This is a genomic window from Paenibacillus sp. SN-8-1, from assembly GCF_050995535.1.
Lineage (GTDB): Bacteria > Bacillota > Bacilli > Paenibacillales > Paenibacillaceae > Fontibacillus.
Window position 1 is genome coordinate 2991937 of sequence record NZ_CP194782.1, and the last position, 24918, is coordinate 3016854.

The following is a 24918-nucleotide window of genomic DNA, read 5'->3' on the forward strand; positions in this document are numbered from 1 at the left end:
CTTAGGGTCAAGTTGTGTTCACTTTTAAAGCAATAAATCAACTCAGCTTCCATACGCTAAGTTGCTCCAAAGAAATGGAATTGTTTATTAATGCTTCACTTGGGACCAGATATTTATTATCACCATTAATGATTTCATAATCAACTCCAGAAAAAGATGCCTCTATTGGGTGGAGTTCATGAGGATTTTGGATAGTAAGCTTATTGCCACTCCAATCTATTCTTACCGGCTGTGGACGATAACGTCGTCCATATTTAAACGATAAGTTGTTGCTGATAACATGATCCAAACTATTGTTTTCATCATTAAATTTTTTTATTTCTTTACGAAGATCAGTGAGTAAACTTACTCTAAGAGCATCAGAATACTTAGTAGATCTTGATTCAAAAGGAGAAATGAATTCAAAAGTAATACTATTCAAAAGTTGCAGTCCTTTAGGGGTAATTTCTAAATCATATTTTGTGTCATTGAAGCGATACTGAATAAATATATTACCTTTCTCATCGATGTCGATACTTCCTGCATTATGAATTGTTGCATTACGGATAACCTTATAAATTCGATACACCTCTCTTAGGACTATTTCTGATATAGACACCTTAGGCATCCGGCGAAGCTTTCTAGCAAAATTTCCTCCAACCAAAGCAGGGTACTTATTGTCAACATATGCATCTAACATACTAAAGAACATAAGTACATTTAAAATGAAATTATTACTAATTTGCGCAGAATTATAATGGTCAGATAAATATATATTGTGAGTGCGGGTACCGTCTTCATTGTTCTCTACAGGTATACTGCTTGGAATTATTAATGATATGTCAGACCTTGAAATTAAACTTCGGGTTTGGTTAATGAAAGCCTTGATCACGGTTATTATCTTCCTCTCTGTTTTAGTAATATCTCATAAAAGCTTTTATGAATTGGTTATTCTGTGTTCTCCTGTAAACTTTCATCGACAATCTAACTTTATCATAACTAGTAAAAAGCTGATGATGTAAAAATCAACAGCTCTTTCGAAAATTGTTCAGTTACTATTTCAAAACTCAACATCTGTTTGCTCAAAAAATCCCATCAATTTAAGTGTATTACCCATACTCACTGTTCCCTCGATGATTTTACGACGAACTGTACTGTCGCTGGTGCTACGTCTAAAGAACAGCAATGTCTCTTTATATGAATGACCCAGAATAAATCGATACTCGACTGCCCTCTTGGCTTCCTCGTTCTGGATTAACCGCCATGCCCTGAACAGCTGGTGTGTATAGAACTGGTACCGTTGATACACCCAGCGCTGCTTCTCGATCAAGATGGCCGCATTCGCAGTTTTATCCGCATGTAAGTCGTCCTCATCGATACGACGAGCTGCTTCCCCATCGACAGCTACCTGCTTTAAATCTTTCTCAAACTTCTCGAAGTCGCTCATTAGAGAGAGCATACTCGTATATTTGCTGAGCAGGAACTTTGTCCGTTGGATTTCTTCTTTAGATGCTTGAGCGAAAAGCTCCCCTTGTCCCCATGCCATCGCCATTCCCCTCATTCCCCTTTGTGTTATAATTTAAAGAGGAATGTCTTTCCATTTGACCCCCGCGCCCGGCCAGGTATTGGGGGTCTTAATGTTACACAATTTTTTTTAATAACGAAGGGCTATCTACCCTTAGTATCCTGGGGTGATTTGACCGGTTCGTTGGCTTTCGGTCTGGTGCATACTTTTCAGCCAACCCTTCCAGTTTAATGATCCTCAACTCGGATTCCTTTCACACTTAACTGAATCTATAAACCTATTCACCCGTAATATAATTTGAGGTGATTTCATGAATATCAATAATTTGAAACGTGGGGCTCGAATTACTTTTGGATTACTGTTCATAATTTCTGTGCTGGCTTTTTTTGGACTTCTCGGTCTAATGATTTATTTGGCATTTATTGATAATCAAGTTGTTACAAACACAGCAATAATGAATAGATTTGCGTTGATACTTGGCGGCATATCATTGCCTGGTTTCATGATTCAATTTTTATCATTCCTCAATATAAATGAGAAAAAGACATTTACATTGACTACCAAGTGCCCTAAGTGTAAGCACTTAGTAGACTTTAAACTAACTGAAGATTGATAAAAACTATCTTATGTTTGGTCAGCCGGCCGAGAACGAACTACCAGATCCGGTTAATCCTAGTATGGAAAGGAAGCGGCTTACGCCGCTCCTCCGCCCTTCATCATTTCAGCTACACGCTCTTTGTAGGTCCGATACTTCGAGCTGATCTGTGTACTCGGAACCCCTTCAGACTTCGCAATCTGCAGCCAGGTCATTCCACCGTTACGCTGCTCAAGGAATTTAGGGAAATCGAAAGGAATATCCTCGAAGATCGGTTTCTCCTTAAGAATAAACTGCTCCAGTTCTTCTTTATCAACTGTTGGGTCCTTCTTGTCGGTTTCACTCATTTCACCCTGCTCTTCGGCCTGAGCCGCATCCGGTGTGTCTTCTTGTATTTCGGAAGTGTCTCCTTCAAAAAAGACTTCGTCCTGACCTTCAGCGGCCCCCTCCCTCATCCAGTCGGGCAGGTCAGAGTCAGACGTGGGTCGGTCGGCAGCATCTTGTGTTTCCTCATGAGAACCAGCTTCCTGTTCACCGCCTTCAGTTTCACCAGCTCCATCCTGCTGGCCATCCTGGTCTTCCTCTGACTCCTTCAGCTCATCTTCAAATAACTTGGCCTGATTCTTGTCTTCTTCGGGATCCGAGACACTTGTCACCACGCCTGAACTATCCGCCGTCACAAAGCGCCCCGTGTGCTTCTGGTACATCGGATCATCATCTTCCTCATCAAAGTCGAAAGCCACTTGCGGATTTCCCAAGGCGACATTCACCTTCTCAGCTTGGCTATTACTCAGGAACTCCAGGTGGGGAATGGCTGCCTTCAGCGGAATGAAGAGCTTCACTTCAACATGCGTATCCTTGATGCTAATTCCTTTACCGACCTCTGCTGTGAATCTTGCAAAATCTTTTCCCATATTGTTCACTTTCCTCTCTTCGCCTTTTTAGATTTATTAGCTTTTGTCTGAAGCGGTGGATGTAAGAGATTATGAATAACTTCCTGCTGCGGCTTTATTAGCGGTACCTGCTCATGCATAGCTCTGATTACTTGGGCCAGGACGTAAGCGTCCCGAACGTTGTCGCTTGAGTGTTCAAATCCCCAGCGTTTATAAATCGGGAGGATTAGCTCCTCTTTAGTCCCTCTGCCTACCCCCATAACAAATTTCTTAAGCTGTGTCGGGGCTACCTCAACGTAAGGCTGCTTACGTACATACAGCCCGATACGAATTGCCCAACCAATCGCATACTGCTGTCCAACGAAAGCGCCTGTGGATCCATAGGAAAAACCCTCAATTGCAACTCTGTCCATCGGTTGAATTAACCGGAGTGTCCGAATTACCACGTCATTGATTATCGCTTCGTCTCTTTGACCTTCCCCCTGGATCTCGACAGCCTTTAGGACGTTCCCGTCTGGATCAAGGATGGTTACTCCTGTTTTAGTGGACTGATCAATCCCCACATAACGGATCATTTACCCACCTTCTTGAGCTCGTCGGCAGCATACCGATAGGCAGCCGCGGCTGCCTCAAGCACTTCAGTTTCGGCCTTTGTTTCCAGGTCATCAATAATCCTTTCGATTTCGTCTCGATTTACTCCCACGCTGCTTCGCTCCTCTTGATCGTTTCGGATTAAGCCATCCGGGCAGCAGATATACCTCCGCAATCTGCTGGCCATCATTGTTATAAATGATCTCCCAGGGTATCTCTTGAAAAATTGGATCTATCCGCGCCTCACTGCGCATGACGCCCGCCCCCAATCCTTAAGGTCAGGTTGAACTCGTCAATACCTTCCTTGATCTCCCCAAGCGGTACCTCGGGGAAGCTTTCGATAAGCTCCGGCAAATCCGGTATGCGGCCCGAATGCATGAAGGTATGCCGCATATACTCGTACACGCTCCACTTGCTCCAGGGTGTGCTCATGCTCCCCTCCGGATGGTTCGAGGCTTCCCGGAGAAGCGGTGAATGATCACAAGCTCCGAGGGAGTATCGCGTTCTACCAGCCAGTTCTCCGAGTTCAGGCCCGACCCTCTAATTTCATCTTTCTGCCGTCGTGTTGGCTTCTTCCCGTTCTTCATACCTGTTCCTCCTCAGTTCGCCCAGCGGCGTTTATTTATATCACTGACTTTGTTTGGCTGCGGTGGTGGTTGTTTCGGTGGTTCCGCGTGCATCCGTTCGTAATTGACAAATTTATTGAACTGCTTCAAGAATACGAGTTCGACCGTTCCGACCGGGCCATTCCGCTGCTTAGCAATAATAATCTCGATGATGTTCTTCTTCTCGGTCTCTTTGTCGTAGTAGTCGTCTCGGTACAGGAAGGCGACAATATCGGCATCCTGCTCAATGGAACCGGACTCCCGAAGGTCGGACATCATTGGACGCTTGTCCTGGCGCTGCTCTACTCCCCGGCTGAGCTGGGACAGAGCAATCACGGGAACATCCAATTCCCGAGCCAAGTGTTTCAGCGTCCGGGAAATTTCCGATACTTCCTGCTGCCGGTTCTCCGATCCGCGTCCCTTTTTGGCGCTTGCGATCAGCTGCAGGTAGTCGATAACGATCAATCCAAGACTCTCCTGCTTCTTAAGCCGGCGGCATTTGGCGCGGATATCATGGACAGTGATGCCTGGCGAGTCGTCAATGACGATATTTGCTGCACCTAAGACTCCCGCTGCATTCGCCAACTTGGACCAGTCATCCTCGCCCATGTCTCCGACTCTTAAGCGGGTGGCTTCGAGATTCCCCTCCGCGCTGACCATCCGGGTTACGAGTTGGGAAGCAGACATTTCCAAACTGAAAACCGCCACGGTCTCTCCCGAACTCACGGCGACGTTTTGCGCCACATTTAGGGCGAAGGCCGTCTTCCCAACCGATGGACGAGCCGCGACGATGATCAAATCGCTTCGTTGAAGTCCGGCAGTCATCCCGTCCAAATCGTTAAAGCCCGTACGGATGCCGGTCACTTTACCTGTCTTAAAAGCTTCAGACTTGGCCTCTGTCGTTTCGACAACGTCCACCAATACATCCCTGATTCGCTTGAAATCCTGCGGCGGAGCAGCGCGGTCCGTCAATTTGGCAGTGGATGACTGCATCTCTGTGAGCAGTGCCTGAATGTTTCCCCCGGTGGATGCCGCGGCGATCTGTGCTTGAGCCGTTTTAATAATTTCCCTGAGCAGATACTTGTCCTGGACAACCGCAACGTAGCTCTCAATGTTGGCCGTTGTCGGCACGGCATGGGCTAACTTGGAGAGATAGCTCACATTCCCGATATCCTGCAGCTCCCCATGGTCCTGCAGTCGGGAAGACAACGTCACCATGTCAATTGGCAGGGACTCCTCGACCAGCTCTGTCATTCGCTCAAAGATGATCTGATGCTCTTTACGGAAAAATGCTTTAGGATCTAAAGCCTGTGCGTGTTCAAAGGTATCCGGATCAATGAGGATGGCCCCAATAACGGAACACTCAGCAGCTAAGTCATGCGGCAGGTCCGACAGCATGCTGCTAACTCCATCCGAGCTTTGCATATAGCTCCTCCTTCCAACCTGGAGGCGGTGGGCAAGCTTGTTTCCGAGCCTCATCACGTGCCGCGAAATACTCCGCAGTCTGTGCCTTCATGCGATCCCGTTCGATCTGTTCCCCCAGGCTCCCGCGGATCTCTGCGATGTTCGGTGGATATTTGCTTGTCCGGATGTGTTCATCAACATTCTGCACGGCCCGGTCGAAGGGAAAATCATGCAGATACTTGAAGTGACGATCAACACTATCAGCACTGGAGTCAAAGGTCGGATAGTTCTCCTTGATGATGATGAGCAAGTCAATAATTTCTGCTCTGTTCACGTTCTCGTTCCTCCTTGGCGCGTCTTCGTAATTCTTCAAGCTCACGCTGTTGCTTGGTCATACGCTTGGGTTGCTCAGATGACTGATATCCTGGCTTTGGTCTCTCTGGCTTGTCCAACGTGGTCAGATGATTCTGCCAGGCTTCTTGAATGCCCTCCACGTAATACAAAAAGCTCTTCGGTAATTTGAAATTGTCTCCCTCACGAATTCGCTTGGCCTCGAGCAGGCTCTCCATAGTTCGGATGGTAAAAGGGTTAGGCGTACCTCCGGCGACCATCTTACCCATGGCTTCGCGTTCGTTTGCAGAAACGTGAATATCAAATTTTTTATGCATTTTGCAATAAGCGTTTAAAATTTGGATCATGCCGTCATCAGATGATTCCTCAGGTTCGAGGTCATATACAGCAGTAGTAGTAGTAAGATCTTTAATATCTTTTAGATCAGACATATTTGTCCGATCACTCGGTATAATTTCATTCTGATCAGACATATTTGTCTTATCACTACCAGACTGATCGGACATTTTTGTCTGTTCACTGCTACCCTGATCGGACAAATCTGTCTTATCACTCACTTGTGATCGGACATTCTTGTCCACTCTCTTCTTCGAGTTTTTGACCCAAAGGATCAAACCTCTGGGAGCCCTGGTCACTTTTATGTAGTGATGTTCCTCTAAGGTGTCTAACCAGCGGCTCACAGTCTTGTCATTGACTCCAAATCTCTCAGATAACTCTGAAAGTTTCATAGGCTTATTCCCAAGGACTTTGCCCCAGACCGTCCCTTCCTCAAGTATCTCGGTTGTCGTGGAGCTCACGCACCAAAGGAAAAGCCATATCGCGGTGCCTATTTTCTTGTAGTGTTCTGGCTCCAGTAGACCGGAGTATATTGGAAAAGGGTAACTGCCTTCGGGCATTTGCTCATCCCCTAATTCTTAATCACGTACGACTTTTACGAAGGTGGCATTTACACCCTTCTCGGTAGCTGCATGCTGCAGGCCATCAGTTATGGCCTCAAGTAACATTCTTAACGCGGGTCCATATCCCGCCGGCTTAAGATCAAAACCAACGAGAGACCCCATGGTAAAAGCGACGCTTGTAAGAAATTGAGCGTGCTGCTCTAACCCTGCTTCAATTGCCTGCTGGTTCTTGTCAGAGAGAAAATCCACAATTTCCTTTGAACGCTGCATTACCTCTTCCTTCGTCATCGCACCCATATCACACGCTCCTTAATAATTTTTCATTACGTTCTGTCATCCCTTAAAAAAACAATGGGGTACTTGACCCTCACAACCGACCATCCAGGATAGCCTCGAGCAAAATAGGCCCGTGTCTCCTTTTTGAATGCATCCGGATCCGACTGCAGCAGCCGCCAAATTCGGTCACCCATCATGCTGCGCATCAAGGGCTTGTTCTCGATCATCGATCAGCGACCCGGACTAGCTTGCCCGTGGTTTCTTGAATCTCCCTCTTAAATCTCTCCGCATCAGAGTTGCTATCTGATAGATGTAGAAGCCAGATCTCCTCTACCTTTCTGATGTCGTTGGCCCTTAGGAAACCCTTAACATGCTCAAGGCCGAAGTGAGAGCGCAGTAGCCGTTTCTTTTGGCCTGGATGCAACTCTCCGGCAGCCACTCGGCGGTTAACGATATCTATGGAATAATTGCATTCGACCATAATGTGAGTCAGTCCGGCGAAGCGATACTGACAGTAATAGGTGTCCGTTAAAAAGACCAGCTTGTCTCCCGCCGTGTTGGCTAAAAGGAAGCCCAGGGGCTCCGCAGCATCGTGCTCAATTTCAAAGGGCCTAATGGTCCATGTGCCAATCTCAAACTGCTGATGTGCTTTAACCAGCTTCAGCCGATGCCCGGTGAGCTCCAGGGCATCCGACGTGCCCTGGCTGGTGTAAATGTCAATCCCAGACTTCATAACATCCTTGGCGGCCTTACTATGGTCACCATGCTCATGACTGATCAAGCAGCCGGCAATATCCGACATCCGGAAGTTGAGCGTCCGCTGTAGAGCCTTATAAGGGAAACCAGCTTCCAGCAGGAGAGCGGTATGCCCATCGGTAATCCGATAAGCATTGCCCGCGCTGCTGGAGCCAAGACATTGAATATCGATCATTAGAAATCAGGCCCTTCGGTACCACCGGTTGGAGGAATGTCATTTGGATTGATCTCGAAGTCCATTTCCCCTTGGCTGGATGGCTCCTCAATCTTTGGATCTGGATCGGCACCTGCAGGTGGAGTGACATCAATGATTTTCCCATTGGCATTGGCTCCGATTTCCCGCTCAACCTCAGCTTCAGCGAAGTCGCTCTCCATCTGTTTTAAGCGAAGGTAATCATCATCGATCTTCTGGCTGTCGATGGTAATATCGCTATGCGCTGCACGGTACACCGTCTTCCAGCACATCTTGTCGTACCAACCTTCGACTGTTTCAGTACCCTGCTTAACATTCTTTTTTGCCTTTTCATCCCACACCCACTTATCCTTCTCGCCACCCCAGAATTCAGGGCTTGCGTGATCAGGCTTTCGCTTCTCGATTTCTTTGATGGTCATCATAACCAACTTGTTCTTCTCAGGGGTTTTGGTGTAGGAGTGGAAGTAGAATCCCCCAAGAATTGTGCCCCGATCAAATGGATTCTTGATTTCAAACTCGTAACTCTCATACGGGTGATTCGCATCTCTTTTAATCGGAGCGAAATAATCATTGGAGTAAACTAACTCAACCGTCACGAAATCTGGAACATCCAATCCGTATTTGACGGACTTAAGTTCAAGTCCCCGATACCCCTCGATAAACCCGATATCATACTTGCCTGTGTTATTATTTTTGAAGGGAATCAAGTTAATATGATTGGGTTGAGATGGATCAAATCCAATTCTTGCATAGGCCACGACATCTCTGGCCAGCTTATCCATATTCACGTTCGACCAGATTACCGGTAAAGGATCGCGGTATCTCTCCGATTTCTTCAGCCGTTTTTCTTCTGTAGTTCTTAGCACACTATCCAAGGCAACAAAGTAATTCTGGGCAAGTCGTTTCTGGAAGTTCGTAAGAGCTACTTCGCCAACGCTGGAACCAAACTCAGAAACTACCTTAGACATGAAGCGTTCAGATTGGGTCGGTTCTTTCTTTTCAAGTGCCTGCTGGTTTGGGTTAGTCAATTAAATCGCCTCCTACATCTTAGGTTCAATCCGGAGTTTCCTATCGGCCTCAGACACGATCAGGCGTATGATCTGGGCGTCCGTATCGATCAATTTGGTGACCGCCTCGGCATTGTCGATGAATATTGGAGCAGAAAACCCGTAATGTTCGGAAAGTGTGTTGATGATGTCCAGCCCAACATTGATCCGAGCTGCATTATTGAGCCCGCCATCGTAAGGCACGCCATTGTATAGCGTCTTGCAGACATCATTGAACCCGCCATTAAGTTGCTCCTCGAACAATCGGAATCGGGCATATTTGAACTTGCTACTGATCTTGGCTTCAAGCCTAGAAACCTTTGTCCTGGTGAATTCTTCAGTCAGGAAGAGTTCGTGCTCAAGTCTTTCGTATTCAGCGGCCAGCTCGCGCTCCTGCTCGGACAATTCTTTAATTCGTTTCTCTGTTGCTGCTACCGATACGAATTTAGCCTTGTCTGCTTCGAGTTCCTCGAGTTGGTAGCGAAGTGATCTGATTTCTGTCTTGACTTTAGTAATCGCATCAGCACTATTTGAGCGGAGCTGCTCAATCTCAGCATGTACATTGGCCGCTTCCTGCAGCTTAGCCTGGTATTTAGGATTCTCATTCGGGTCAGCCACAGCGGCTTGCAATTGTGCTAAACGGTGCTCAGCAGAGAAGGTTTGAGCTTGCTTCTCATTGAGATGTCGGCACAGCTCTGCAAGCTTCTCTTCCAAATCAAGCATGGAATGTTTGAGCTTCTTAACCTCTTCCGCAGCGGCCTTGCCATCTGCAGAGATCCGTTCGAGTCTTTTAGACTTGTCACGATTAAACTCAACTAGCGCTTTGTCCCTCGCTGCTTGCACCTGATCAGCAGGAAGGGCCTGTCCGCAAGAAGGACAGTTGTCGTCATGCGGGTGTTCATGGACTGGAAGCTCCAAGTCATTAGCAGCATGCCACTCTTCCCGCAAACGCGCCGCTTGATTCTCAGCTCGGCTGATTTGGCGCTTATATTGCTCAACCTCCCGCTCACCTGCAGAAATTTGCGACTGCAGTTCGGATGCCTCGCCTCGCAGTTTCATCAACAACTCACGCTGATCGCTCACTGCCTGAATACCGTTAGCCTGGATGCTACGCTTAATTTCCATGAGCTCAGCATTAATTTCCCGAAGCCGGATTTCCTTGCCTGATAGCTCTCCGCCTGATTGGATCCGTTGAAGCTCCGCATTCTTACCATCTATCCGACCGCGCAGAGCATCGATGTCCTCCAGAAGAAGTTCTTCGTCAAGCTCAGAAACGTCCGGCATGCTGCGGCGAGCTTCGTCGATCCGAACCGGGATCTTCTCCAGCTCTTTGTTTATCTCGGTGCGCCGGACCGCAATAGCCTTCTTGTGACCATCAATACTTCGACCATCAAGGATGCTGGCAAGCGGAGCCAACTGCTCATTACTTGCAATGATTTCGGCGTCTGTCAGATCACCACATATCTCTAACAGCACTTTGCGGCGGGCTTCAGGCTTCAGTACCTCATTGAAATAGGAGGGGCTGGTTAAAAGTCTGAAGATGTCCTCACTGATTAGCGAATCGACCTCTGCCTTGTATTCCGCTTGCTTCACCGGTACTCCATCCACATAGTAAGCAGTGGTATGACCAGTAAACTCCGAAGTTGCAGATCCGCGCTTCCTGGTCCATTTCTCAGAGAATACTTTCCGGAAAGTCCGGCGACGCTTATCTACCATCAGCACCCCCTCAACTTCATGGTCCAAACCGTGCTGAAGGACCTTTCCTGCAGAATCAAGTTCTTTGATTTCAAAGGACTGTTCAGATCGGTTTAAGCTATCCTTGCCGAACAGATGCCAGGTGAAAGCATCAAATAGAGTTGTCTTACCGGTACCGTTGTCCCCGTAGGCATCAATGTTCCCGCCGTTAGTGGCAAGGACGAAGTCACGGAATCCTTTGAAATTACGAACCGTCAAACGTTCAAGGATGATTTTCTTCAAGCGATTACCTCCTCTGCTGGCGGATTTTCCTTAGGATATGGAATACCGTTCATGTGTTCTTTAAGAGCGAACTCAATTTCAGCTAGCTGCTCATATTCAACAGCAATTTGGATAGAACCAAAGGATCCGCTAATCACCAAAATGGGCGAATTATAAGGTGTTTTTGGCAGGACACTGGTTTCAATACGCTGTTCCGTAAGATCAACCGTGTAAGCGGAATGCGCGCCTTTCATATAACCACTCCCTCTTGTGTAGTGCGCCCCCATCTGGTATAGTGGGGGCAAGAAATTTCATTATGCTTTGGATTGGACCCGTGGCTGCGGGTCTTTTTCAATTTCATCGTGTTCAGCAATTTGCTGCCACTCCACGATTACCGGGCAATTCTCGATGCTAGCAATTACCTTCTCGTTCTGATCGATAACCCAAAACTCGGAAAAGTCCGATGTTCCTACTTGTTTGATCTCGATAACTTCCCGGCCGTTAACCTCGTTACCAACTTCGAACATCCGGGTCGGATTGCTAACAACCGTCAATTTCTGAATGACTTGCATATCTCGCACTCCTTTCATATATAGTGTGATGCGTCAGCCGCATCTCCCGGAGCCAGACAGGAGTAAGGTTAGGATACTGTCCGACGCCGGGAGACAGGGCCGAAGCACTGTCTCTTTCTATTTAATACCTGCAGAATCCATCAATTCACGGAGAGCAGCCTTACTTACGAGCTTGCCTTTGAAACTGATCAAATCCGTCTCCTCACCAGTAAAGATGCATCCAGGAGTATACTTTTTCAAAATCAATCTTTCTCTGTCCGTAAATATCTCCAGCGGGTCCTTCTCGCCAATGCCAAGCGTCCGGCGCAGTTCCATCGGTATTACAATCCGGCCAAGCTCGTCCACTTTTCTTACAATTCCAGTCGATTTCATAGTTCAGTTCTCCTTTTTTAAAAATTAGCAAGTTCTATTTGAAGCGAATCTGCATGGCTTGAAATGCAAGATCAAGATTCATATGATCCAGGTGATCCATACCCGACAAGTTCACTTTGTTCCGCTCATTAAATAGGTGAAGTGCTAGGTTGAGCATGAACTTCTCAGACTGTGACCAGGGCTTCGCAGTCTCTTGTAATTTCCGAATGTGAACAATCCGCTTATCCAAATCAAAATATTTCGTTGTCAAACAACCATTTAACCGAGCATTATTCTGGAACAGGAATAACATACTTCTCCAATGCTTATCCATCACGCCGTTTCCCCCTTGCTCTTCCGGCGCTCATCAGTTAAAATGGACGACAAGAGACTCTTAAGACGTGTTCTCAGTGAGAGCGTCCGGCCTGCCCGCCGGGCGTTTTTTTGTGCTTTCAGATCTGCTTTGTGCAAGCGGATCATCATTTCTAGGTAGGCGATGTTTCCTTCCAGCTTCTCCGGAGTGACGATTTCCGGTGTCTTCCGGATCACCTGTAGGTTACGAGCTGCATGACGAGCCACAAACCGCGCTTCTGCTTCCAATTGTTCAATCTTCATTTCAATTCCTCATTTCATATAATTTTTTGATTTCATTTCAGCTCGATGAGCTCTAAACATTGCGGCAAAAGAAAAATCATAGGACCTACAAAGCATGGTAATGTTGTGCAGAAGGGCCGTTACTGCTTCAATCTGCTCTTTAATCGAAATTTCGATCTTCTGACGATCCTTGTCACTCAGCTGATCCCGCCGCTTCGTAATTGGCGCTTGATGTAAAGCCAACTGAGCCTCCTCAATCTCTTCGAGTGTTTTCAATGTTGTTGTTGAGGTATGTAAGTCGGCGGCGTTCAACCAGGGAATGAATGCGCCACCTGTTACTTCTGCGGCAGCGCCGAGGAACAACTCTCCGTCATCGTAGTAGTCAGCCGTAGCTGCCATAAGCTCTTTTGATGGATTCCTTGATCCTTTCACAATCTTGCCGATTAACGATGCATCAACGTGCGCCACAGCACCTGCTTGCTCACGAGTATTACCTGTTCTCTTCAGCGCTTCCTCGAGCGCAGGACCAAATTGTCCGATTGCCATTCTTTCATGTCCCCCTTTGTCCGATTCAAGGGATGCTTACGGACTGGAGAGCGTTGTATGATTAATTTGTGAGCAAGATCTTTTCCCCTATCGTTCATCCCCTCATCCGCCGGCGGCCGGTACCGTCCCGGCGGGTTTCTTCTATCCTTTTAAGTTCTATCTGCGCATCACGCAGGATCCGCTTCCGTTCCAACTGTGACAGGGCTTCTGAATTAACCGAATAATGCGGTAACGATGTGTCCAAGGCAGCTTCCAATGATAATCCTTTAAGCATCATCCGAGTGCCGATCGCAGAGATCAGCGCGGCTCGAGATGTTGACCTTATCCAGCGAAATCGCATTCTAAGCCCCCTCCTGAAGCTTGTCCTTCTTCGGAACATCTTCCTTAACTTGTAATGGAGCGTCCTTAATGATCTGCAGCGCTTTAACCATTCGTTCCATATCAGGTTTATATTCAGCCTGGTAGGTAATGCCCTTCGGGGTCTCCATACATAGCGCTCCGTTCTATTAAAATTTGATTAATACATAACGCGTACGGCTTGGCTCATGCTGGCGGTAATCAAGAACCCATCCATCCTTCTGAAGCCGATTAACTTCATCTGGATCCCGAGTTTCACGAACCTCTTTTGCTTCTTGCAGGTTGTGCTCCAATTAGATCACCTCCTCCTCTATCGAAGACTGCTTTTTGTTTGCTAAATCAGCAAAACTATCAGTAAAAAAATTTCCGATTTTACAATTCAGTTTAGCTGCTAGCTGTGGTAAGTGATTAGCTTTAAATGAATACGTACCTTCTTCATATTTCATATAGGTGGACGCATTTTTAAAGCCTAGTGATTCCGCCATTTCTTGAAGAGAAAGATCCAGCTTTTGACGACGTTTTTTTATAAATTCCAAATCAAGTAGTCCCATATAAACACCCCAATTCTTTGCTGAATTAGCAAATCCGTTGAATTAAATATACATTGCTATTTTAGCAAAGTCAATACCATTTTTGTTAATTTAGCAAAATTATTTTTTCTGATTTAGAAAAGTGTTACACTGTTGTTGCTAATATAGAAAATAGGTGGTGAAATATGTCGGTCACTGGTAATCGAATAAAAGAACTTCGAGAAAAAAGAAAGATAACCCAATTAGAATTAGCATCTAGATTAGGAATGAACAATAGTGTCCTTTCGAGAATTGAAGCTGGTAAGCGACCAGTTGAAGATAATGAATTAATTAAAATAGCTGATTTCTTCGATGTCGATACAGACTTTATTCTTGGTCGTACAGATAGCCCTCGCAGAAGTGGATACATTGATGAAATAGATACAAGAGGACTCTCTGAGTTTGAAGAATTTATTAACAACCCCGAGCACGGCATTTTCTTCAAGGATTATTTAAGCGCACCTGAAGAACGTAAAGAGGAAATGCGCCAGATCTTTAAGATATTGCAAGAGAAAGAAAAAGGACGTAAGCCAGGGGACGAACAAGGAGAATAGACAAATCCTCCAACCGATGGAGAAGTTTAAGGTGATCAAAGATGAACAATAATAACGACAATACAGAGCCGCTTTATAAAGAAATTAGCAGAGGAATAATACATGCGGAGAATCACGGTAATGGCGCTGGTGGAACAATATTAGAGGGACTTTCCATTTCGGGGTTTCTCGGCATTTACTATACATCTTGGTGGCTGTTTGGTGGAGCGCTCATAGCATTTGCTGTTCTAATGTTTTTTAATATCACGAGAATCGTGTTATTTGCACTTTTTACTATCGGATGGGTATTTATAGCTTGGATCATCGGCCATCTGTTCGGAAGTTTAGGAGCATCAGTTGTATTGTCATGCCTGACCTTATTGATCTCGGGGGGACTTCACTTAAAAGCCTATCAAGAATGGAATGAAGGATGGTAAAAACGATGAACCAGGATCGTTTCTAGAACCATCTACTTGAAAACCCTGAAATTGAAGTAAAAAAACAACATATCGTAATTTTAAAGCAGCCAGCAATGGCTTTTCTTTTTCACTAATAACAGAACATATATTCCCGCACTAGGAGGTTTCCACCATGTTTAAACATTATAGAATGACACGCTTGGAGAAATTTTTAGAGGATACATATTCTAGAATCGGGATTCGGAAATATCACCAAATCACTGTTAGCGAAATCTCCAAGAAACTCAAAGTCTGGATTCACTACCTTCCAGCTGGAAGTAGGGCCGTAGAAGCAAAACAAGGTGTATATAGTATGATTCTAGATTGCCGAATTAGTTCTATACAGCAGAGGTTAGATTTCTTTCATGAACTCTGCCATCTACTTCAGCATGCCGGAAACCAAACGCTACTACCTGAGCTGTTTACTCAAGCCCAAGAAGAGGAAGCCGAGCGTTTTGTTATGTATGCATCTATGCCATTTTCGATAATCTCCCAGTTAACTCTTCCTAATAAAAGAGATCAAGCAATCGAATACATATCAACAATCTTTGATGTCCCAATCGATTTAGCAAGAAAGCGATTTGAACAAATCGAACGAAGGGATCTACAAGGGAAGTTAGATGCAGCTCTGGCGCAAAAAATGGGGATCAATGAGTCAGCTGCTGCAGAGGAAATATCTGTAGAAGGAACTGGCATTTATGCGTACTACGACTCTACAGCTGATATCCCTGGTCCCTCTCAACTCGTAATAGAAGCTGACGAAGCTGCCATGGATTCAGGAAAAGACTTTCTGTTCCCAATCGATGGCCCTTTAAAGCGACTAGAACTCGAGGATTTTTATGGTTACAAATGCACTAAGCTTTCGGCCCAAGATATCAGATTTAAAAAAGGACATTTATGTGTAAATTTTTCGATAATTAGTATGAAGTACGGTAAATCGGCGAAACGTTTTGTCATACAAATGAAAGATGTTGAGCGATTGGTTAGGTTCTATATTTATTGAAGAATATGAAAGGAGCTCTGGGAGATGTTTAATCTTGCTGAACAAATTAATAAGGATGTAGTCGTCTATCCACGGGTCTCTTCGGATGATCAACAAGAAAGAGAAACCATTGAAACCCAAATCGAGTTCGCTACAAAATACTGTGAACTCCATGGGCTTAATATAAATGATTGGTACAAAGATGATGGTGTTTCGGGGACCATACCGTTAGATCAGCGCCCTGAGGGGTCACGGTTATTGGAAGATGCAAAGGCTGGGAAGTTTAAAACGGTGTTAATTTATAACATGAAGCGTCTTGGCCGGAAGGCTCGGGTCACACTTGATGCAATCTACCAACTCGAAGAATATGGTGTAACCATAAAATCAATGACAGAACCGTTTGATACCAGTACACCAATGGGCAGATTCGTCATTACCCTTTTGGCCGGACAAGCTGAGTTTGACCGTGATACGTTGCTTGAAACGTTTTGGCACGGAGCAAACCGCGTTGCCCGCCTGGGTCAATGGCTAGGCGGTATTGTACCTTATGGTTACCAGGTCATAGAAAAGTTCCTGCAAATCAATGAAGATCCTCTACCGGGCAAAGAAGATTTGTCTGAAGCTGGAGTGATCCGTCTTATGTATCACCTAGTCGGCGATGAAGAATGGTCCACAATTAAAGTAGCTGATTACTTTAACTCCCTTAAGATTCCTCCCTCTTACGTAAAGGACGGTCGGAAAATCAAGAAGGGCAAGCGTAAGGAAAATACAGCAGGTGTCTGGACCCCAGGAAGGATTCGTAACATGATCGTCAATACAACATATAAAGGGCTTCATATTTACGGTAAGCGATCAAAAAAGGTCCGGGAACTAATAAACCGTGAGGTCCCCGCTATTGTATCAGAAGAATTGTGGCATCAGGCCCAACAATCCCTACGTGATAATCAAATCGAGGCATTTCGGAACCAAAAGCGTCAATATCTATTACGTGGCTTAATTAAGTGTGGCTGCTGCGGCCTCACTTATCATGGAACCGCATATAATGGGCGAGGAAACAAACTCACAGCGTATTATGTGTGTGGTGGCAAGACAGCTTACAAAGGCCCCTTGCAAGGCAAATGCAGATCTAAGAATGTACCGGCTATTTGGCTCGAGGAGATGGTGTGGGATGAATGTGTTAACTTCATTCATAATCCTGGGGATGCTCTTATGGAAATTAATGCCGGGATGGAGATCAGGAAATCTCAGTTATCTGATTGGCTACAAGAGAAAGAGATTGTTCTCAAAAGCATCAAGGAAAAGGAACCGGAACGGCAAAGTATTCTATCGTTATACCGTCAGAAAATGATAAAGGCAACTGATGTTGAAATGCAGCTGCAGGAAATCCTTACTGAAACCATCTCTTTAGAGCGTCGTATCAAGGAGCTAGATCAATTAATGCAGGCGGAGCAAGACCTCTCCTACCAATTCGACTCTGCTGAAGCATTACTAATAGAGCTCAGGACTAAAATTGAGAACGAACCTTCATATGAAGTTCGCCGTCAAATCGTTAAGACCCTCGTGGATAAAATTGTGGTTGAGACAAAAACCCCACCAGAAGGCGGAAAACCTAAGGCCAATATCAAAGTTCACTATTCCTTCAATCGCTCCAAGGATGCTCTTTACACGGGTGTCCGTGCGGGTACTTAGGGACTGAGCCGCCGCTCCCTCCGTGCACGTGTGGACCAGGACGTATTCTGCGCTACCGTGACAAAATATCCGGTCCCCTGCTGGACCGGATTGATCTTCAGGTTGAAGTTCCCCGACCCGGGGACTGGCCGCATGATCCGGCGCCCCTCTCTTCAGTTTCTATGAGAGAGAAGGTTCAGGCTGCCCAAGCCCGGCAGCAGGAGCGTTACCGTAATCACACTATTTCCTGGAATAGTGAATTGTCTGGAAGAACCTTGCGCAAGTTCACTCAGCTCAGCGAGGACGCCGAGGCGTTGATGCGGTCGACCTTTGAAGCTTTGGGACTGAGCATGCGGGCCTATGACCGTATTTTGAAATTGGCGCGGACTATTGCTGATATGGAGGGTTCTGATGAGATTACTTCTGCTCATGTGGCAGAGGCGATTCAGTATAGACAGCTTGACCGGCGGAGCCGGGATTTGATGGGGTAGTGGATCGGCATTAAGGCGGAAGAAAGGTGATGTAAAAGAAGAAAGGACTACAGCACCCAAACTTGCTCATTCGGTCACCTAGAAACGTTAATCCCTCACTGTCAAACGCCTTTTGATTTTGTAATTATGGCATACTAAATTACTAGTATATACCATTAAATGATAAAAATTGATACAATTGGATGGATAGTAATTGCTTGAGTGGATAAATCCGGCGAAATCCCATTTTCGATTAGTGTTGAAAATTCAAGATTTGTGGCTTCTCATTTTGTAATTTTGAACTAATGGAAGCACGGTGTACAAGAAATTTTCAATAGAACACAAATAGGGGATGAGTTACATGAAGATAAGATACATTTTTGCACTTACCGCATCTCTAGTAATCATCGCAACCACCTCTTCAATTATTTACTCCCGTTCAAATAATGTATGGGTTCCTAAGGAAAAGATAAAACAGGGATTTAACGAAATAAAAAAGAGCCTTGATGAGACACAAGACTCTAAAACAATGTCTAAATCAGCTTTTGGCAAGGACATCGAAATCAGTAAAAAACAATTTATCTTATATAAAAAAAATTATGAACTAACAAATGAACTCACAAGTAATCAGCAAGGGGTGGCCTCCCAGTCTAAGTTAAGTGATACTGATCTTATTGACAATCTAGTTAAAGAAGAGCTTGCAGTAAATTACGCTAAAAAACTAGGTATAACTGTTTCTGAAGAAGAGATCAGTAAGGAAGTTTCTCGAAATCAGGAGGCTATAGAAAATCCTGATACAGATAAAGGAAATGAACTAGTCAAAGAACTAATGAAAAACCGAATAAGAATAACTGGTTTAACAAAAGAACAATTTTGGAAAAGCAAAGAAACAAGATATGAATATGAAAAAGCAATCTTTCTCGGTAAACTCGGTACAAAGTTAGTTGAGGAAAAGAAAATTAATGATCTGTCTGAATTGAATGCATTTGAAGACTCCATTTTAGCTGAGTATAAGAAACAAAACACCATTAACTATGATGCTTTTATTAAATAATCCATTTGATAAGAGGCTATCATAATTTAAAAAGAGACCCTAAAGCTATACACTTCTTTAGGGTCTCTTTGATATCTCGTTATGTACCTTGCTTCTTGCTGAACTACACCTCAGGCGGCTGCATCCCAATGGAGCTCCATTCCTCCAATGAAGGACCATAAACGCCCGGAACCGGCAGACCTGCCTGACGCATCAATACAGTCATCTGTCCCCGGTGATGAATCTGATGTCTGATCAGCACCGTAAGCGTGAGCCCTTTTGGCCATATGTCACCATACATCTCGTTCGTTTCTGCCAGGGTGCTGTCGGTCCACTGCTGCTTAATGGCTTCGCTCAATGCGTTGCTGGCTTGGCGGTAGCTTTCGGCAATGACGCTTGCGGAGGCTGGAACCGGCGCATCGTCATGCGGAGCTTCGAACACAAGACCTGTCCGCGATAACATCTCATGCAGACTGGTGACGATATGCCATGCAATCCGCCCTATGGTCCGATGATTCGAAACTATGGCTTGGGACAAGGATTCATCTGTTAACCCATCCAGAATTTTCTGAGTCAATGCACTTTCATGTTTCCAGCTTTCCTCAAACGATTTAAGCGTTGTGAACACGAGCAACCATCTCCCTAATTAAAGTTTGTTCGTCAAAAGGCATTTTCCACATGCTCCAGGGATTCAACCTGTCCGTCAGGTCCCAGCTGAACCGCGATTACATCGAACCTAACGGGCGAATCAGAGCGATTACGGCTATGAAGATATACCGCAGCCGTCGATCTGACCTGCCCCACTTTACGGGGGGTGATCGATTCCATCGCAGTTCCGTAAGCTAGAGATCTGCTGCTGCGGCTTCGAACCTCAACAAAAATAATAACATAATTCAGCTCGGCAATCACATCAATCTCGCCCGTTCGGCAGCGCCAGTTCCTGTGTATAATCCGGTAACCTTTATCTATTAAATAGGAAGCAGCCTGATCCTCAGCGTAACTTCCCCTTTCCTTCCGTAAATCCTTATGCTTTCCCTTAATCCTCGGGTTACTCTCCACGACGTAGTCCCTTCTCGGCAGCCCGGTCCGAACGGTAGATAAAGCTGAGAATTTCGGCTACCAGCGCATACAGCTCAGGCGGAATTTGCTGGTCCAAATCCAGCTTGGACAGCACTTCCACCAAGGCTGCATCCTCCTGAACCGGAATACCGTGCTCCTTCGCCTTCTCCAAAATCCGCTCAGCCAAGTGACCCGTCCCTTTGGCAGCAATGACGGGAGCTTCATGTTCCGACGGCTCGTATTTCAATGCCACTGCCCGTTTCATAGAGAGGTTTCGCCCTGACTTCTCATTCATATCCGGAAATCCACTCCTTTATAGGCCGGAGGCACATAAAGTGGCGGTACGCTGTCCGCCCCTTGCCTCTTGGATGAGGTATCCATGGGCTCCGCCTTCAAGGACAACAACCGGTATCCGGCCGCTTCAACGGCGTCTTTGATCTCTTCCTGCCTATTCTCGATAAAAGCACCCACAGCCTCCTGCTCACTGTGTATCTTTAGGATAACTTTCTTGTCAGCAACTTGAACGTCGACCATCACCTGTCCGAGATGCTTCATCTGCAGATCGAACCAGAGCCGGCAGTTCGAAGCATCCAGCTCTCCTCGTCTCCCGCGTCTGGACTGGATATGCACGGAAGCGGTCTGATCCCCATCCGGGCCGGTAAAGGGCAGAAACATTGTCATTTGTGCGAAAGGAGCCGTGCGATCCGTATTCATCAGCAGCTGCTGCCCGGTAAGCTGGTTCACGAGCTGCTTCGCGGTATCCTGCAGCTGCGGTGGCAGGTCGCTAGAATCAAGCACCTGCATGAGCACGCTTTTAAGCGTCTCCCTGATCGCCGCGGCGGGCTCTGCAGCCGCTGCGGGAACTTCCGGCAGCGCCGCGGGGCCTGCTACCGCGGCGTGCCGCTCATGCTGCCCGGCAGGCACAGCCGTCCCGGGCAGCGCCGTAGCCGCACCGCTGCGCGCTGGTGCGGCGGGCTCTCCCGGCGCGGCCTGCGGCACGCTGCCGGCAGGCACTTCGCCGCTGGGCGCTGCCGCGCCGCCCGCAGCGGCGGAAGCCGCGCGCGCCGGTGACGCACCCAGCGTCACCGTGCGCGCCGTCTGCTGCTCGTGCTCCGCACCGAGCAGCTTCAGCACCCGCGCCACCCACGGCTCTGCCGCGTGGGTGCGAGCCGGCGAAGATGCCGCAGGCTCTTCGCCAGTGCCCCGCGGTGCTGCGGCCGAAGGCGCAGCACCGGGCTCCTCAGGCGCGGAGGCTGCCGCGCCTGAGGAGGTTCCCGCAGGATCAGCTGCCCGTTGAGCAGCTGGTCCTGTGGAAGCAGCAGGGCCGCTGGCTGCTGCCTTTGCGGGATTTACGACACTTCCGTCTGCTTCAGGTTCTGCATCGTTCAACCCGCTGCCGCCATTCGCGGCTCCATCCATCACTTGGCTTACAGCTCCATTTGAACTTCTATTCGTACTGGAACTTCCACTTAATACTGTTTCATAATTATCCAGTCCCGCACCATTTCCATTCTCAACAGCCAAGCTCCCCAATGACCCCATCCCTTGTCCATTCACTGTTTCGTTCATTCCTGTAGCTGACAAAGTATTTGCTGTAGCGGATGGGGATGCTGCACTTTGTGATCCCAGATTACGAAGCTCCTCCAGCAGGCCCTGGATTTTTAGCAGGAGTTCACTCCCTTTAGAGGGTATGGCTGCTGCTGTCGCTCCAGTCTGTCCAGATCTGCTTGGACCTATTGAATCTGGATTGCTCGATCCCTCAGGATTATTAGATTGGGCAGCTGCAGAATTCGCTGAATTCAATCCGGCTGTAGAACTTGCCGAGCTTCCAGAACTAGAGCGAGCTACACTCTCCAGGTCTGGGAGCTCCGATAACAAGGAGGCAACCTGGTCTCCAAGTGTGGAGAGCAGATCCTGTACCGAGGTTCCGAACACGGCTTGATTCAGACCTGACACGCTTGCTGCCGTTATCGGCAATCCCCGGTGAAAAGCAATCGCGGCCGACTCCACCCACTGTTCCAGCGGAACCCCTTTCGGCCTACTGGCTAAAGACTGCTGTAGAACAGAGGCCTGATCTTTCGTCAAAGGGATTCCTTGGGCCTGCATCAGCTTCAGCATTTCGCGATTCTCGGTAGTATTCTCAATTCCGAAGCTGTCCAGCATTTCAGCCAGTGACTGATCCGTAAGTGATGCCGCCGATGTTAAGTTAAGGGGCTTTAAGACCGCCATACCATCCTTGCCTGGAGGCTGAACCTGAAGCAGGGCCGTTTGTCCTTTTTGCAGTGGAGTCTCCAGCACAGCTCTCAATTGAACTCCCTGAACTTGAACCACTGCCTCGTGACCGTTATCGGATACACTCAGTACAACCCCGCGGATAACTTGGCCCATCTTTAATTCCAATTCCTTAGGCTGGCCAGCCCTGTTCTCACCAAGAAGCCCCCGCACGATGGGTCCGATGTTCATCCTTATTGCCCCCCTTTATTAAGCCTGGTCGTCTTATCTCGAATGAATATAAAGAAAGCGCCGATTGGTGCCCTTTTTAGTAAACCCTTATCTCTTTTATCGGAAGCTCTCCTTAAATATTTGAACTTCCCACAAGAAAGAAAAACCCGCCTTTTAGCGGCGGGGTTGTCAGAACAGCTCCTGCTGGCGTACGAACAAATTACGCATGAAGCTTTTTCGATGCATAGGTGTTGCACCCAAAGCGAGGATTTGTTCTCTGTGCAGCTTGGTCGCATATCCTTTATGTACAGCAATTCCATATTCCGGGAACATCGCTTCCCATTCCCCCTGGCAGAGCCGGTCTCGGGTGACCTTAGCTACAATCGAAGCAGCTGCTATAGATTGACTTAGTGAATCCCCTTTAATCACAGCCATCTGCGGGATGTCTGAATCCACCTTTTCCGCATCAATCAGCAGGTAGTCCGGTGTAACGGACAACTGCTCCAAGGCGTCTTTCATGGCGAGCCGGGTAGCTTGCTTTATATTAATTCTGTCGATGGTTTCTGCATCCGCAAATCCCACACCTACAGCCACGGCTTTCTCCATAATGGTCTCGTAGAGCATCTCCCGCTTCTTCTCGCTGAGCTTCTTTGAGTCTGTTACCCCTTCAATCAGGGTATCTTGAGGAAGGATAACGGCGGCGGCAACTACATCTCCGAATAAACAGCCGCGGCCCACCTCATCAATTCCAGCAATATGGCGGAAGTTCTCCCGCCAATATTGCTTTTCATAAGTTAACATATCTGTCACGCTGCTTCTCCACTCCCCACCACGTTAACGGCCGGAGTTTGAGACTTAGTATTCTTAACTGCAACTGACTTGCGATGCTTATCAGGTTCTGGTATCACTTGCTCCAGAGTCTTCAGTGGACCCTGATTCAGCAAATCAAATGGACTGCTAAGCTTCTTCGCCTTCTGCTCCGCGCCGTTCTTCATTAATTTGATAAGTTCGTCGGGGTTATTCTTGACTCCCCCGGCATTAACCCGGTATCCATTCAACTGCCCTTTTTTGTTGATCCCCGGTTTAACCGTAAATGTAATCTTGATGCCCAGCTCGCGGCAGACTTCAAGAGTAGACTTCGTATAGGCGCCATAAGGGAACGCAAGGACATCAATATCGTTATTCAACTTTTCTTTTAGCATCGCTTGTGCCTTAGAAAGATCAGTCTTCACCCGGGACTTAAATTCAGCATTGGTCTCTTTACGCTTCAGCTTCTCCAAATACATAGGACCTGCGAGAACTGCTCTTGTTGCCTTGTGAGAGGCGTCAGTCGGCGCAAGAATATGGGAGTCGTACGTATGATTATAGAAGTCAATTCCGTTCTGATGCATGGTGTCGATTTGATCCCACGTTAATTTTGGTATTCCTGGATGCCTCGGATTATCCACCGTATTAAGAATAATGAACATCGTCGCTGGAATCTTGTTTTCCTTTAGAATCGGATAAGCGTATTGATAAAATGATTCATACCCGTCGTCGAAGGTCATCAAAACCGCATTATCCGGAACCGGAGTACCCTTTAAGATAAAATCATTATACTGCTTCATAGTAATCCACTTAAACCCGTTCGCCTTCATCAATTCAATTTGGCGCTTGAATTTGGACACCAGTACCGTGCCCGCATCAATCTGTTCAGGAGTTACTTCATGATACATCAGTACAATAACCTTATTACGATAATATACTTTATTGGGCGTTGCAGGGGATGGTACTTTCTGGCTGCTCTGTTTATTGACCGAACCGTTGCTGATTTTCCCCGCGCCAAGGCTTGCACCGAGCTGACCAATTGTGCTTAGAGGAGTTAAATTGTTAATTTTATAATTGCGGTTACCGTTTTCCCATAGAAATGCTGCGGCTACTATAATGATAAGACCAATAATTGCGGCAGACATCCATTTTTGTTTTCTCATCTTCCTTCAATTTCCTCTCTGTCCAGTTAAACTAATTTCTTAAACAGATTAACACACCCTACTTCAGGCTGCGTTTCTTTTTTGTAATATTTTTATCGGTTAAAGCATCTCATTCATAAAGTTAGATTTGGATATTATTTCAACGATACCAGATCTGCTCCTTTTGCCTCCTTTCGATAGTTCTACAAGTAAGACGTACTCATAGCTAGAAATGTTTCAAAATTCTGGATTTACTTCCAACAGAG

At 46.6% G+C, this 24918-nt stretch carries 36 protein-coding genes; 6 read left to right on the forward strand and 30 right to left on the reverse strand.

What is annotated here, in order from left to right; translation table 11 throughout:
- Window positions 1-37: 37 nt before the first annotated feature.
- From ACRRNK_RS14255 to ACRRNK_RS14370, 24 genes are all read right to left on the reverse strand, one after another.
- Window positions 38-871: a hypothetical protein gene (locus ACRRNK_RS14255; protein ID WP_433943386.1), complete on the reverse strand. Its 834-nt coding sequence runs from the start codon at window positions 869-871 to the stop codon at window positions 38-40.
- A 168-nt stretch (window positions 872-1039) separates the two neighbouring features.
- Window positions 1040-1531, reverse strand: a complete 492-nt coding sequence (locus tag ACRRNK_RS14260; RefSeq protein WP_433943387.1) for a hypothetical protein — start codon at window positions 1529-1531, stop codon at window positions 1040-1042.
- A 666-nt stretch (window positions 1532-2197) separates the two neighbouring features.
- Window positions 2198-3013: a hypothetical protein gene (locus tag ACRRNK_RS14265; protein ID WP_433943388.1), complete on the reverse strand. Its 816-nt coding sequence runs from the start codon at window positions 3011-3013 to the stop codon at window positions 2198-2200.
- 5 nt (window positions 3014-3018) lie between these two features.
- Window positions 3019-3567, reverse strand: a complete 549-nt coding sequence (locus ACRRNK_RS14270; protein WP_433943389.1) for a hypothetical protein — start codon at window positions 3565-3567, stop codon at window positions 3019-3021.
- Window positions 3564-3695, reverse strand: coding sequence for a hypothetical protein (locus ACRRNK_RS14275; RefSeq protein WP_433943390.1), 132 nt, complete (start codon window positions 3693-3695; stop codon window positions 3564-3566). The genes ACRRNK_RS14270 and ACRRNK_RS14275 overlap by 4 nt, the downstream gene beginning before the upstream one ends.
- 131 nt (window positions 3696-3826) lie before the next feature.
- Window positions 3827-4015 (reverse strand): hypothetical protein, encoded by a 189-nt coding sequence (locus tag ACRRNK_RS14280; protein ID WP_433943391.1) that lies wholly within the window; start codon window positions 4013-4015, stop codon window positions 3827-3829.
- Window positions 4012-4170 (reverse strand): DUF6906 family protein, encoded by a 159-nt coding sequence (locus ACRRNK_RS14285; RefSeq protein ID WP_433943392.1) that lies wholly within the window; start codon window positions 4168-4170, stop codon window positions 4012-4014. Before ACRRNK_RS14285 ends, ACRRNK_RS14280 begins: the two co-directional genes overlap by 4 nt.
- A gap of 12 nt (window positions 4171-4182) precedes the next feature.
- Complete coding sequence (gene dnaB / locus ACRRNK_RS14290) at window positions 4183-5613, reverse strand: replicative DNA helicase (RefSeq protein ID WP_433943393.1); 1431 nt, start codon at window positions 5611-5613, stop codon at window positions 4183-4185.
- Window positions 5591-5926 (reverse strand): hypothetical protein, encoded by a 336-nt coding sequence (locus ACRRNK_RS14295; RefSeq protein ID WP_433943394.1) that lies wholly within the window; start codon window positions 5924-5926, stop codon window positions 5591-5593. Before ACRRNK_RS14295 ends, dnaB begins: the two co-directional genes overlap by 23 nt.
- The gene (locus ACRRNK_RS14300) at window positions 5904-6671 is read right to left on the reverse strand and encodes a hypothetical protein (protein WP_433943395.1); all 768 of its coding nucleotides are present in this window, start codon (window positions 6669-6671) and stop codon (window positions 5904-5906) included. Before ACRRNK_RS14300 ends, ACRRNK_RS14295 begins: the two co-directional genes overlap by 23 nt.
- A 186-nt stretch (window positions 6672-6857) precedes the next feature.
- Window positions 6858-7139: a hypothetical protein gene (locus tag ACRRNK_RS14305; RefSeq protein ID WP_433943396.1), complete on the reverse strand. Its 282-nt coding sequence runs from the start codon at window positions 7137-7139 to the stop codon at window positions 6858-6860.
- 202 nt (window positions 7140-7341) lie between these two features.
- Window positions 7342-8049: an MBL fold metallo-hydrolase gene (locus ACRRNK_RS14310; protein ID WP_433943397.1), complete on the reverse strand. Its 708-nt coding sequence runs from the start codon at window positions 8047-8049 to the stop codon at window positions 7342-7344.
- Window positions 8049-9095 carry a recombinational DNA repair protein (RecE pathway) gene (locus ACRRNK_RS14315; RefSeq protein WP_433943398.1) on the reverse strand — a complete coding sequence of 349 codons (1047 nt, stop codon included), beginning with the start codon at window positions 9093-9095 and terminating at the stop codon, window positions 8049-8051. The genes ACRRNK_RS14310 and ACRRNK_RS14315 overlap by 1 nt, the downstream gene beginning before the upstream one ends.
- 12 nt (window positions 9096-9107) lie before the next feature.
- A complete protein-coding gene (locus ACRRNK_RS14320) occupies window positions 9108-11090 on the reverse strand; it encodes a hypothetical protein (protein ID WP_433943399.1) in 1983 nt (660 codons plus the stop codon).
- Window positions 11087-11323, reverse strand: a complete 237-nt coding sequence (locus ACRRNK_RS14325; protein WP_433943400.1) for a hypothetical protein — start codon at window positions 11321-11323, stop codon at window positions 11087-11089. Before ACRRNK_RS14325 ends, ACRRNK_RS14320 begins: the two co-directional genes overlap by 4 nt.
- A 60-nt stretch (window positions 11324-11383) precedes the next feature.
- Window positions 11384-11641 (reverse strand): hypothetical protein, encoded by a 258-nt coding sequence (locus ACRRNK_RS14330; RefSeq protein ID WP_433943401.1) that lies wholly within the window; start codon window positions 11639-11641, stop codon window positions 11384-11386.
- Between the two features lie 117 nt (window positions 11642-11758).
- Window positions 11759-12013: an AbrB/MazE/SpoVT family DNA-binding domain-containing protein gene (locus ACRRNK_RS14335; RefSeq protein WP_433943402.1), complete on the reverse strand. Its 255-nt coding sequence runs from the start codon at window positions 12011-12013 to the stop codon at window positions 11759-11761.
- A 34-nt stretch (window positions 12014-12047) separates the two neighbouring features.
- Entirely contained in the window at window positions 12048-12326 is a 279-nt protein-coding gene (locus ACRRNK_RS14340; RefSeq protein WP_433946905.1) for a hypothetical protein, read from the reverse strand.
- Window positions 12326-12607: a hypothetical protein gene (locus tag ACRRNK_RS14345; protein ID WP_433943403.1), complete on the reverse strand. Its 282-nt coding sequence runs from the start codon at window positions 12605-12607 to the stop codon at window positions 12326-12328. The genes ACRRNK_RS14340 and ACRRNK_RS14345 overlap by 1 nt, the downstream gene beginning before the upstream one ends.
- A gap of 9 nt (window positions 12608-12616) precedes the next feature.
- Window positions 12617-13132, reverse strand: coding sequence for an XRE family transcriptional regulator (locus ACRRNK_RS14350; RefSeq protein WP_433943404.1), 516 nt, complete (start codon window positions 13130-13132; stop codon window positions 12617-12619).
- Window positions 13133-13226: 94 nt separating this feature from the next.
- Window positions 13227-13472, reverse strand: a complete 246-nt coding sequence (locus tag ACRRNK_RS14355; RefSeq protein WP_433943405.1) for a hypothetical protein — start codon at window positions 13470-13472, stop codon at window positions 13227-13229.
- 1 nt (window position 13473) lies between these two features.
- A complete protein-coding gene (locus ACRRNK_RS14360) occupies window positions 13474-13620 on the reverse strand; it encodes a hypothetical protein (protein ID WP_433943406.1) in 147 nt (48 codons plus the stop codon).
- An 18-nt stretch (window positions 13621-13638) separates the two neighbouring features.
- On the reverse strand, window positions 13639-13782 hold the full coding sequence (locus ACRRNK_RS14365; protein WP_433943407.1) for a hypothetical protein: 144 nt from the start codon (window positions 13780-13782) through the stop codon (window positions 13639-13641).
- Window positions 13783-14040: a helix-turn-helix domain-containing protein gene (locus tag ACRRNK_RS14370; protein WP_433943408.1), complete on the reverse strand. Its 258-nt coding sequence runs from the start codon at window positions 14038-14040 to the stop codon at window positions 13783-13785.
- A gap of 164 nt (window positions 14041-14204) precedes the next feature.
- Between ACRRNK_RS14370 and ACRRNK_RS14375 the strand changes: the two genes are divergently transcribed.
- The 6 genes from ACRRNK_RS14375 to ACRRNK_RS14400 all read left to right on the forward strand — a co-directional run bounded on the left by ACRRNK_RS14375 (window position 14205) and on the right by ACRRNK_RS14400 (window position 19223).
- Window positions 14205-14612, forward strand: coding sequence for a helix-turn-helix domain-containing protein (locus tag ACRRNK_RS14375; RefSeq protein ID WP_433943409.1), 408 nt, complete (start codon window positions 14205-14207; stop codon window positions 14610-14612).
- Between the two features lie 41 nt (window positions 14613-14653).
- A complete protein-coding gene (locus ACRRNK_RS14380; protein WP_433943410.1) occupies window positions 14654-15028 on the forward strand; it encodes a hypothetical protein in 375 nt (124 codons plus the stop codon).
- A gap of 154 nt (window positions 15029-15182) precedes the next feature.
- The gene (locus ACRRNK_RS14385) at window positions 15183-16052 is read left to right on the forward strand and encodes an ImmA/IrrE family metallo-endopeptidase (protein WP_433943411.1); all 870 of its coding nucleotides are present in this window, start codon (window positions 15183-15185) and stop codon (window positions 16050-16052) included.
- A 24-nt stretch (window positions 16053-16076) separates the two neighbouring features.
- Window positions 16077-17720 (forward strand): recombinase family protein, encoded by a 1644-nt coding sequence (locus ACRRNK_RS14390; protein ID WP_433943412.1) that lies wholly within the window; start codon window positions 16077-16079, stop codon window positions 17718-17720.
- 161 nt (window positions 17721-17881) lie between these two features.
- Entirely contained in the window at window positions 17882-18190 is a 309-nt protein-coding gene (locus ACRRNK_RS14395; protein ID WP_433943413.1) for a hypothetical protein, read from the forward strand.
- 340 nt (window positions 18191-18530) lie between these two features.
- Window positions 18531-19223 (forward strand): SurA N-terminal domain-containing protein, encoded by a 693-nt coding sequence (locus tag ACRRNK_RS14400; RefSeq protein WP_433943414.1) that lies wholly within the window; start codon window positions 18531-18533, stop codon window positions 19221-19223.
- A 103-nt stretch (window positions 19224-19326) separates the two neighbouring features.
- On the opposite strand, the gene ACRRNK_RS14405 is transcribed toward ACRRNK_RS14400, so the two are convergent.
- The 6 genes from ACRRNK_RS14405 to ACRRNK_RS14430 all read right to left on the reverse strand — a co-directional run bounded on the left by ACRRNK_RS14405 (window position 19327) and on the right by ACRRNK_RS14430 (window position 24673).
- Window positions 19327-19830 (reverse strand): DinB family protein, encoded by a 504-nt coding sequence (locus ACRRNK_RS14405; protein WP_433943415.1) that lies wholly within the window; start codon window positions 19828-19830, stop codon window positions 19327-19329.
- Between the two features lie 32 nt (window positions 19831-19862).
- Window positions 19863-20261, reverse strand: a complete 399-nt coding sequence (locus tag ACRRNK_RS14410) for a YraN family protein (RefSeq protein WP_433943416.1) — start codon at window positions 20259-20261, stop codon at window positions 19863-19865.
- Window positions 20251-20556, reverse strand: a complete 306-nt coding sequence (locus ACRRNK_RS14415; protein WP_433943417.1) for an EscU/YscU/HrcU family type III secretion system export apparatus switch protein — start codon at window positions 20554-20556, stop codon at window positions 20251-20253. The genes ACRRNK_RS14410 and ACRRNK_RS14415 overlap by 11 nt, the downstream gene beginning before the upstream one ends.
- Window positions 20553-22724, reverse strand: a complete 2172-nt coding sequence (locus ACRRNK_RS14420; protein WP_433943418.1) for a flagellar hook-length control protein FliK — start codon at window positions 22722-22724, stop codon at window positions 20553-20555. The genes ACRRNK_RS14415 and ACRRNK_RS14420 overlap by 4 nt, the downstream gene beginning before the upstream one ends.
- Window positions 22725-22892: 168 nt before the next feature.
- Window positions 22893-23513, reverse strand: coding sequence for a ribonuclease HII (locus ACRRNK_RS14425; RefSeq protein WP_433943419.1), 621 nt, complete (start codon window positions 23511-23513; stop codon window positions 22893-22895).
- Window positions 23510-24673: a polysaccharide deacetylase family protein gene (locus ACRRNK_RS14430; RefSeq protein WP_433943420.1), complete on the reverse strand. Its 1164-nt coding sequence runs from the start codon at window positions 24671-24673 to the stop codon at window positions 23510-23512. Before ACRRNK_RS14430 ends, ACRRNK_RS14425 begins: the two co-directional genes overlap by 4 nt.
- Between the last annotated feature and the right edge of the window lie 245 nt (window positions 24674-24918).

Excerpts from the sequence above, each read along its gene's own strand:
- ACRRNK_RS14430 (WP_433943420.1), bottom strand. The coding sequence starts at position 24,673 with ATGAGAAAACAAAAATGGATGTCTGCCGCAATTATTGGTCTTATCATT.
- dnaB (WP_433943393.1), bottom strand. The coding sequence starts at position 5,613 with ATGCAAAGCTCGGATGGAGTTAGCAGCATGCTGTCGGACCTGCCGCAT.
- ACRRNK_RS14335 (WP_433943402.1), bottom strand. The coding sequence starts at position 12,013 with ATGAAATCGACTGGAATTGTAAGAAAAGTGGACGAGCTTGGCCGGATT.
- ACRRNK_RS14340 (WP_433946905.1), bottom strand. The coding sequence starts at position 12,326 with ATGGATAAGCATTGGAGAAGTATGTTATTCCTGTTCCAGAATAATGCT.
- ACRRNK_RS14260 (WP_433943387.1), bottom strand. The coding sequence starts at position 1,531 with ATGGCGATGGCATGGGGACAAGGGGAGCTTTTCGCTCAAGCATCTAAA.
- ACRRNK_RS14415 (WP_433943417.1), bottom strand. The coding sequence starts at position 20,556 with ATGAATGAGAAGTCAGGGCGAAACCTCTCTATGAAACGGGCAGTGGCA.
- ACRRNK_RS14305 (WP_433943396.1), bottom strand. The coding sequence starts at position 7,139 with ATGGGTGCGATGACGAAGGAAGAGGTAATGCAGCGTTCAAAGGAAATT.
- ACRRNK_RS14270 (WP_433943389.1), bottom strand. The coding sequence starts at position 3,567 with ATGATCCGTTATGTGGGGATTGATCAGTCCACTAAAACAGGAGTAACC.
- ACRRNK_RS14300 (WP_433943395.1), bottom strand. The coding sequence starts at position 6,671 with ATGAAACTTTCAGAGTTATCTGAGAGATTTGGAGTCAATGACAAGACT.
- ACRRNK_RS14380 (WP_433943410.1), top strand. The coding sequence starts at position 14,654 with ATGAACAATAATAACGACAATACAGAGCCGCTTTATAAAGAAATTAGC.
- ACRRNK_RS14390 (WP_433943412.1), top strand. The coding sequence starts at position 16,077 with ATGTTTAATCTTGCTGAACAAATTAATAAGGATGTAGTCGTCTATCCA.
- ACRRNK_RS14395 (WP_433943413.1), top strand. The coding sequence starts at position 17,882 with ATGAGAGAGAAGGTTCAGGCTGCCCAAGCCCGGCAGCAGGAGCGTTAC.
- ACRRNK_RS14400 (WP_433943414.1), top strand. The coding sequence starts at position 18,531 with ATGAAGATAAGATACATTTTTGCACTTACCGCATCTCTAGTAATCATC.
- ACRRNK_RS14385 (WP_433943411.1), top strand. The coding sequence starts at position 15,183 with ATGTTTAAACATTATAGAATGACACGCTTGGAGAAATTTTTAGAGGAT.
- ACRRNK_RS14265 (WP_433943388.1), bottom strand. The coding sequence starts at position 3,013 with ATGGGAAAAGATTTTGCAAGATTCACAGCAGAGGTCGGTAAAGGAATT.
- ACRRNK_RS14280 (WP_433943391.1), bottom strand. The coding sequence starts at position 4,015 with ATGAGCACACCCTGGAGCAAGTGGAGCGTGTACGAGTATATGCGGCAT.
- ACRRNK_RS14325 (WP_433943400.1), bottom strand. The coding sequence starts at position 11,323 with ATGAAAGGCGCGCATTCCGCTTACACGGTTGATCTTACGGAACAGCGT.
- ACRRNK_RS14330 (WP_433943401.1), bottom strand. The coding sequence starts at position 11,641 with ATGCAAGTCATTCAGAAATTGACGGTTGTTAGCAATCCGACCCGGATG.
- ACRRNK_RS14370 (WP_433943408.1), bottom strand. The coding sequence starts at position 14,040 with ATGGGACTACTTGATTTGGAATTTATAAAAAAACGTCGTCAAAAGCTG.
- ACRRNK_RS14310 (WP_433943397.1), bottom strand. The coding sequence starts at position 8,049 with ATGATCGATATTCAATGTCTTGGCTCCAGCAGCGCGGGCAATGCTTAT.
- ACRRNK_RS14355 (WP_433943405.1), bottom strand. The coding sequence starts at position 13,472 with ATGCGATTTCGCTGGATAAGGTCAACATCTCGAGCCGCGCTGATCTCT.
- ACRRNK_RS14350 (WP_433943404.1), bottom strand. The coding sequence starts at position 13,132 with ATGGCAATCGGACAATTTGGTCCTGCGCTCGAGGAAGCGCTGAAGAGA.
- ACRRNK_RS14420 (WP_433943418.1), bottom strand. The coding sequence starts at position 22,724 with ATGAACATCGGACCCATCGTGCGGGGGCTTCTTGGTGAGAACAGGGCT.
- ACRRNK_RS14375 (WP_433943409.1), top strand. The coding sequence starts at position 14,205 with ATGTCGGTCACTGGTAATCGAATAAAAGAACTTCGAGAAAAAAGAAAG.
- ACRRNK_RS14285 (WP_433943392.1), bottom strand. The coding sequence starts at position 4,170 with ATGAAGAACGGGAAGAAGCCAACACGACGGCAGAAAGATGAAATTAGA.
- ACRRNK_RS14360 (WP_433943406.1), bottom strand. The coding sequence starts at position 13,620 with ATGGAGACCCCGAAGGGCATTACCTACCAGGCTGAATATAAACCTGAT.
- ACRRNK_RS14345 (WP_433943403.1), bottom strand. The coding sequence starts at position 12,607 with ATGAAGATTGAACAATTGGAAGCAGAAGCGCGGTTTGTGGCTCGTCAT.